The 6,896-nt window shown below is 66.6% G+C and carries 8 protein-coding genes; 7 read left to right on the forward strand and 1 reads right to left on the reverse strand.

The annotated features are described in order from the left end of the window. Position 1: 1 nt before the first annotated feature. Positions 2–1,519, reverse strand: a complete 1,518-nt coding sequence (locus ACFV2O_RS29805) for an Hsp70 family protein (protein WP_379254745.1) — start codon at positions 1,517–1,519, stop codon at positions 2–4. 674 nt (positions 1,520–2,193) lie between these two features. On the opposite strand from ACFV2O_RS29805, the gene ACFV2O_RS29810 reads away from it, so the two are divergent. The 7 genes from ACFV2O_RS29810 to ACFV2O_RS29840 all read left to right on the forward strand — a co-directional run bounded on the left by ACFV2O_RS29810 (position 2,194) and on the right by ACFV2O_RS29840 (position 6,288). After that, positions 2,194–2,934 (forward strand): response regulator, encoded by a 741-nt coding sequence (locus ACFV2O_RS29810; RefSeq protein ID WP_356966353.1) that lies wholly within the window; start codon positions 2,194–2,196, stop codon positions 2,932–2,934. 425 nt (positions 2,935–3,359) lie between these two features. Beyond that, the gene (locus tag ACFV2O_RS29815; RefSeq protein WP_379254747.1) at positions 3,360–3,533 is read left to right on the forward strand and encodes a hypothetical protein; all 174 of its coding nucleotides are present in this window, start codon (positions 3,360–3,362) and stop codon (positions 3,531–3,533) included. Positions 3,534–3,762: 229 nt separating this feature from the next. Further along, the gene (locus ACFV2O_RS29820) at positions 3,763–4,026 is read left to right on the forward strand and encodes a hypothetical protein (protein ID WP_356966349.1); all 264 of its coding nucleotides are present in this window, start codon (positions 3,763–3,765) and stop codon (positions 4,024–4,026) included. An 80-nt stretch (positions 4,027–4,106) separates the two neighbouring features. Next, positions 4,107–4,973 carry an alpha/beta hydrolase gene (locus tag ACFV2O_RS29825; protein WP_355072466.1) on the forward strand — a complete coding sequence of 289 codons (867 nt, stop codon included), beginning with the start codon at positions 4,107–4,109 and terminating at the stop codon, positions 4,971–4,973. Next, the gene (locus tag ACFV2O_RS29830) at positions 4,960–5,565 is read left to right on the forward strand and encodes a TetR/AcrR family transcriptional regulator (protein ID WP_356966346.1); all 606 of its coding nucleotides are present in this window, start codon (positions 4,960–4,962) and stop codon (positions 5,563–5,565) included. The genes ACFV2O_RS29825 and ACFV2O_RS29830 overlap by 14 nt, the downstream gene beginning before the upstream one ends. Before the next feature lie 112 nt (positions 5,566–5,677). Beyond that, the gene (locus tag ACFV2O_RS29835; RefSeq protein ID WP_379254749.1) at positions 5,678–6,091 is read left to right on the forward strand and encodes a hypothetical protein; all 414 of its coding nucleotides are present in this window, start codon (positions 5,678–5,680) and stop codon (positions 6,089–6,091) included. Continuing rightward, the gene (locus tag ACFV2O_RS29840) at positions 6,088–6,288 is read left to right on the forward strand and encodes a DUF6186 family protein (RefSeq protein WP_379254751.1); all 201 of its coding nucleotides are present in this window, start codon (positions 6,088–6,090) and stop codon (positions 6,286–6,288) included. Before ACFV2O_RS29835 ends, ACFV2O_RS29840 begins: the two co-directional genes overlap by 4 nt. The last annotated feature ends 608 nt before the right edge of the window (positions 6,289–6,896 follow it).

Genomic DNA, 6,896 nt, shown 5'->3' on the forward strand with positions numbered 1-6,896 from the left:
TTCAATTCACCTCGAGGTCTTCGTTCTTCGTGCGTGCGACGCGGATTTCGCCCTCGCTGAGGTTGGCGACGTTGTCGACCTCGAACGTGCCGAGCGATTTGTCCGCGGTGAGGTCGGTGATCTCGACCTGAATGGTCTGGTCTATGTCGTAGTGGAATGTGATCTGGACCGGAGCATTCGCCGGATAGGGCGGAATGGCGAAGAGCTGCCCGCCGTCGGGCCACTTTCCTTCGGTGACGAACCGGACGTAGTCGAGATCCTCGTCGTCGCCCTGCGTGACGCAGATCCGCAGTTCGGTCTGGCCGTCGGCGACGGTGCCGAACACTTTGCTCGCCTTGGCTGGGATCTTGGTGTTGCGGGGGATCACGATGTTGTTCTTCGGTTCCCGGTTGTCGTTCAGGGCGACCGTGCCCAGCGCCTGCGAGGTGACGTCGAGGATGACCGGCTTCGGCGCCGTGCTCGAGGACGTCTCCGCTTCGGCGCGGATCGCAGCGCCGAGCGCCACGAGTTCGTCGGGGTTGCCCGCACGCAACGGCGGCTTGCCGGTCAGTTCCTCCAGCATCGCCGCCACCATGGGCATGCGCGTGGAGCCGCCGACGAGCAAGACGTGATCGAGGTCGGCGAAGCTCAGGCCCAATTCCTCCACGAGGGAATGGGTCAGGTCGCGCGACTGGTTCAGCAGGTCGCTGGTGAGGTCCTCGAACGTTTCCCGCGTGACGGTGAGCGTGTGTGTGACGCCGTTGTGGCTGAGCACGACTCGCGTTGACCCGGCGGAGCTCAGGGTGCGTTTGGCGAGTTCTGCTTTCTCGCGCAGATCGGCTTGGGTCTCGAACGCGTCGTCGAGATCGCCGCCGCCTCGGGCCATGTACTCCTCGTTGAGGTGGCGCATGAGCCGGTTGTCCCATTCGAAGCCGCCCAGTTCGTGCAGCCCATCGGTACCGAGCACGTCGAACACGCCGTCGCGGATCCGCATCACGGTGACGTCGAACGTGCCGCCGCCCAGGTCGTACACCATGACGGTGCCGCTGCGGCCGAGGTCGAGCCCGAAGGCCAACCCGGCCGCGGTCGGCTCGTTCACCACGCGCAGCACGTTGAGTCCGGCGATCGTTCCCGCGTCCCTGGTCGCCCGGCGGCGCGCGTCGTCGAAGAACGCCGGGACCGTGATCACCGCGTCGGTGACCTGCCCCTGCCCCAGGATCAATTCGGCGTCGTCTTTCAGCCGTTTGAGAATCATCGCCGAGACTTCCTCGGCCGAATAGGCGCGATCGTCGGAGGTGACGAATCGCCAGTCCGGATTGCCCATCTGCCGCTTGACGAACTGCACGACATCCAGCGGCGCGGTCGCCGCGGACCGTTTGGCCATCGAGCCGACGAGCACGCTGTCGGAGTCGAAGAAGACCACCGAAGGCGTGATCCGCTCGCCGTCCCGGTTGACCAGGATCTCCGGTTTCCCGCCCGCGCCGACGACGGCGACCGCTGAATACGTGGTACCGAGATCGATACCGACGGTGTGTGCCACTGATTGCCCTCCCGATGCGTCTGGTGACGATGCACGCGAATTGATACTGCGAAAATTCGAGGCCGGAACGATTTTCCCTGCGATCTCATCGGATAAGCCGCACGACGGGCGCCGGACGGTCGGCGAGAACGATCAGGGATTCGGTGCCTTCCATTCGTATTTGCACATCTGGCACTGGTATTTCTGCCACCCCTGACGATCCTTCTCGCCGATATCCATTCCGGTCTTCTTGCCGCACTGTGGACACACTTCGGCCATTGCTGGTCCTTCCGGTAGGGGGAACGGTGCGACAGGCTCGGGTGGCGCACCGGATTGAAAGCATATAAGTCGCCGTGGGTGATTGATCAGCGAATTTCGCGGTGATTTCCGACCCGTATTCCGGCCGGTGGGCCGATTTTTGCCGGTACCGAGGTGTGTCGCTGGAATATTGCTCGAACGCTCGTTCTCCGGCAAGATCTTGCGGTGTCCGAGTCGTCCGCCGAGCAATCGAAAAGCGATGAGGTCATCGACACGTCGGCGATCGGTAGTCTTCGAGCGCCGGATCGCCGGCTGCGGCACTCTTCAACCGGCCGGGCGAGCAAGATCTTGCTGTGCGATACGCATTACGAAACCTACTGGTTCGATAGACATTTGGAGTCTTGCCGACGAGTGTCGGCAGCGATGAAGATCGCGCTATGGAACCGAACTTACGAGTGCTTGTCGCCTCGCCGTTGGGCGGAATCATCGCCCCTGTGCTGTCGCAGTACTTTCCGGCGTCGACCGTCGCGGTCGCCTCCGACGTCGACGAGGTGCGCGGTCGAATCGTGGGACGTTTCCGGTTCGATGTGGTCATCTCGGATCTGATCTGGAACAAACCCGAAATGGAGTACCGGTTCGACGGTTTGGATGTTCTGGACTTGCTCCGGGAAACCAAACGGCAGAGCGAGGTCCTGCTCGCGGCTCAAGGACACAGCATGGAGAGCGATCATCTCGACGAGGCGCGGCTGCGCGCGGACGAGATCGCCGAGTTCTACGACAAGTCCTCCGGTGTGCCCGCGCTGCTGGATGCTATTCAGCGCGCCGCGACCGGCCGCAGCGACCAGGTCGCGCCGCCGCCGCAAGGGCCGCCCGCGTTGTGCGCGCTGTTCACCGAACAGCGTGGCGAGACGGCGGGCCGGCTGGCGGGTGCGATCGCGGCCAAGTCGGCGTGGGACTACAACTCTCTCGCCCAGGTCGCTCGTGTCGGTCTCAACACCGCCAACAAGGCGACCAATACTTATATCGGCCCGATCATCCTCGCTCGGAAGGAGTTGCCCGAGGGCACGCCGTTGACCCAGGGCGCGGTTTTTCGCTGGTGCGGTGAGCACGCGCACTACCTCATCAGCTGGTGCCGCCGAAATGGGCACGCTGATGTCCTCGGTCCGCGATTCACCTGACGGCACAGCCCGCTTTCGGCGCTCCCGGTCCGGCATCAGCGCCCTGCCCGTTCCGCTCGGTGGCGCGACGGCGGTATCCGCCGCAGGGAACGACGGCGACGGCGTCGGCTCGATGACGTCTCCGAGCGGTGCGGCGACGAGGAGTCGCATGAATCGGTTCCCCTCTCATGGCCCCCCGGGTGGAGAGTTCTCTGTCGCGTCGGCGGTGCTGGAACAGGAATCAAGTATGGACCTCGGAGAGACGGTCGCGGGGGGATCGTCGATGTAGGATCTGGCACTCCGAAAAGCCCGCCGGGTGCGTAATAGCTTGGTCGACAGTCGTTTTCACCGATGCTTGCCGCGGTACCGCGCTAGGTCGCAATATCTTGCTCGCAGGCTCCGTGCGTATTCGGCGTGAGTGAAGCCTTCTCAGTCAGAATGAACTCGTGAGCCAACTGTCCACGCTCTCCGTCCCGGAAATCGCCACCGAGCGCCGCGACGGACTGGCCACCGCGGTCACGCTCGCGGGAGCCTTGGCGCTGTTGCCGGGTGCCGGTGCGCAGGGCCGCTGGAACGAACTGGGCGGGGGAGAGTTCCTGGCGAGGCTCGAGCGGTCTTGACGCCTCCCATCGGCAAGATCTTGCTGGCACGTATCCATCTCGAGCCGAATGGAACCCGGGTGCCGTGACAGCCGGTCAGACCTGGTACGGCACCCGGATTGCGATCGGCTCGGCGGCAGGCGAATGCTTGGCTGGCGAGGTGCGATGCGCCGAGTGCCAGCATTCCAACCGGGACGACCACCTGTTCTGCCGCAGATGTGGCGTGCGTTCACGCCGAAGGTACGACGCGGTGGCAGCGGAGGCGGTGGAGGAATTGCGGTCTTCCCTGAGCGATCTGCTCGACCGGATCAGCCGGTGTGACATCGATCTGGCGGAACGGCAGTTGGTCGAGGAGACGACTCGGCGGGCGGCGGCCGAGGCGGCGAAGGAGCGGCCGAATCGGATCGTGCTCACGGGGGTGCTGTACGCGGTCGGGGAGTCGGTGGCGGGCGTCGCCTCTCTGGCGACCGCGGTGACGGCGTCGAAGGACGCGGTCAAGGCGGTGTTCAGCTGATCCGCCGCGCACTGCGGGTCTAGACATACATACGGTATGTATGTAACAGTGGTCGGGAACCGAGACCACTGGGAGGACCCATGGCAACCAGCACAGCACTAGGCCGCACCCACGATGTGGACCTGCCCGGCGGCCGTATCCGCTACCACGAGACGGGTGCGGGCGCCCCTGTCGTCTTCGTGCACGGCTTGCTCGTCAACGCGGACCTCTGGCGCAAGGTGGTGCCCGCTGTCGCAGCGGCCGGGTACCGCTGCCTGACGCCGGACTGGCCGCTCGGCTCGCACGAGATCCCGGTGCCGGACGCGGAACTGACTCCGGCCGGTGTCGCCGATCTCATCGCCGCGTTCCTCGAACGCCTCGACCTCACCGACGTCACCTTGGTCGCCAACGACACCGGCGGAGCGATCACGCAGGTGTTGCTGACCCGCGACCGCTCCCGCGTCGGCCGGGTGGTGCTCGCCTCGGTGGACAGCTACGAGGGCTTCCTGCCGCAGCCGTTCACCACGCTGCCGCTGCTGGCCAGGATCCCCGGCTCGCTGCGCCCGCTGACCGAGTTGCTGCGCATCCGCGCGCTGCACCGGCTGCCGGTGGCCTTCGGCTGGGTCACCAAACGGCCGGTCCCGCCGGAGATCGTCGACTCCTACCTGCTGCCGAGCCGCGACTCCGCCGCGATCCGGAAAGATCTGCGGCGCTTTCTGAAATCGGCGCATCGCCGATACACCCTGGAAGCCGCCCGTCATTTCGCCGAAGTCGACATTCCGGTACTGCTGGCCTGGGCGCGGGAGGATCGGTTGTTCCCCGTGTCGTTCGCCGAACGCCTGGCTCGCGACCTGCCGGACGCGACGCTGAAGCTCATCGACGACTCCTACACCTTCCTGCCGGAAGATCAGCCCGAGTTGCTCGCCGAATCGATTCTGGAGTTCACTCGGCTGCATGCCACGCCGTAGCCAGGAAGACCGCTCCCGAGCGACCAGAGCCGCGCTCGAACAGGCGGGACGCCGCCTGTTCACCGAGCGCGGCTTCGCGGGCACCTCCGCCGAGGAGTTGGTCACCGAGGCCGGCGTCACCCGGGGCGCGCTGCACCACCACTACGGCGACAAGCGCGGACTGTTCCTCGCGGTGCTGGAGCAGATCGAGGCGGAGATCACCGAGGAGATCGAAAACGCCATCGCCGCAGTAGATTCCGACGATGTGATGGCCGGGATGGCGGCGGGTCTCGCGCTGTTCCTTGAGATCTGCCAGCGTCCGGCGATGCTGCGCATCGCCCTCACCGACGCCCCCGCCGTGCTCGGTTGGCAGGCCTGGCGCGAATTCGAATCCGCCCACGGCCTAGGCCTGATCACCGCGCAACTCGAACGTGCCCGCGCCGCCGGGTTGATCGCCGACGCCCCCGTTCCCGTGCTGGCCCAGCTCGTCGTGAGCGTGGTCAGCGAGGCGTCCCTGATCGTCGCGCACGCCGAAGACCCCGACCTCGCCCGCGCCCAGACCCAGCAATCGGTGCTGCTGTTGATCTCGGGGCTGCTGCGCGCCGACGGGTGAACGCGGCCGACCGCGCGGTACCACGGGGGAGCGATGTCGCCTCGCTGGAAATCCGCGCGCAGGTCGCAACCGCCTGCCCCGTTCTGAGCAGCCGGGGTCTTATCCTGCGCATGTGACAGAGCAACCAGCGCGCTCGGCGCATCGGTTTCGACGGCGTGCGACGCCGCTGGCAGCGTGGTTCGTGCTGGCGGCGTGCGGTGCCGCGACCAGGCCGTTCAGCTGGCAGGCAACCGCGATGGTGGCGGTGGCGGCACTCGCGGGGATGGTGCTTGCCTTCCGCGTGCGAATCGAGCGACCCCCGTCCACCGCCCGGCTCAGGCGCGGCACAGCCGTGTGGTCGGCACTGCTGGTCGCGGCGTCGGCATGGGAGGTCTACGCCCTTCTGCGGCAGCCCGCCCTGAACCGGCCGAGCCACGAACACCCGACACTGTCCACGCTGCTGGACCCGGCGCTCGAACAATGGCCGCTGCGATTCGCCGGATGGCTGTTGTGGCTCGCAGCCGGATGGTGGCTGGTCTCCGGATGAGCGATCGAACCGCCGTCCTCCTCGGATTCGCCCTGCTCCTGACGGCCGCGCTCGCCGCAGTAGTGATCACGCGCCTGCGCCGGGACCTGATCGCAACGCTGGGAGAGACGATCGCCTACCTGACCGGCACCCGGGCGACGAGAATCGCCGCAGTACTCGTGTGGGCATGGCTCGGCTGGCACTTCCTGGCCCGGTGACGGCCAGTCCATGCGCCGAATCGTTCACGCGTGACCACAGCGGGCCCGGTCGCGGTGCCGGGCGAAGTCAGAGCGCCTATTGCGCCGCCGCGACTCGGCGCACCCACGAGTGACCGCCTCGAAGCGACGGAGGAGCAAGCGGCCGCCGCGCGAGCGATGCAGGCGGCGAACACACCGGGTTGATGCGTTGTCCAACCGACACCGGTGCCCCCTTCTCCGCGCCGCCGTTTCGCGGCCCGGCTCGCGTGTGCGCGGCCGCCGCGTACGCGACGAACGGCCAAGTGGGCGCATTCGGGCCGAGCAGACAGCCAGCCGTTACAACCCGCGTGCACGCGGTAGCGAGCTGCGAAACGACGCGCCCAGCGCACTCCGACCACGTCTTTCGAGCGAAGCGAGACCGAGCATGCGCCGTTCGGGGCTCGGCTCGCGTTTGCGTGGCCGCCGTGTGGACGACGGAGGAGTAGCCGACATTCGGCCACTACACCCTGCGTGCATCGGGTAGTGAGCTTCGATACGACGCGCCCAGCGCACTCCGACCACGTCTTTCGAGCGAAGCGAGACCGAGCATGCGCCGTTCGGGGCTCGGCTCGCGTTTGCGCGGCCGCCGT

This window comes from Nocardia sp. NPDC059691 (assembly GCF_042733915.1).
In the GTDB taxonomy this organism is placed as follows: domain Bacteria; phylum Actinomycetota; class Actinomycetes; order Mycobacteriales; family Mycobacteriaceae; genus Nocardia; species Nocardia sichangensis.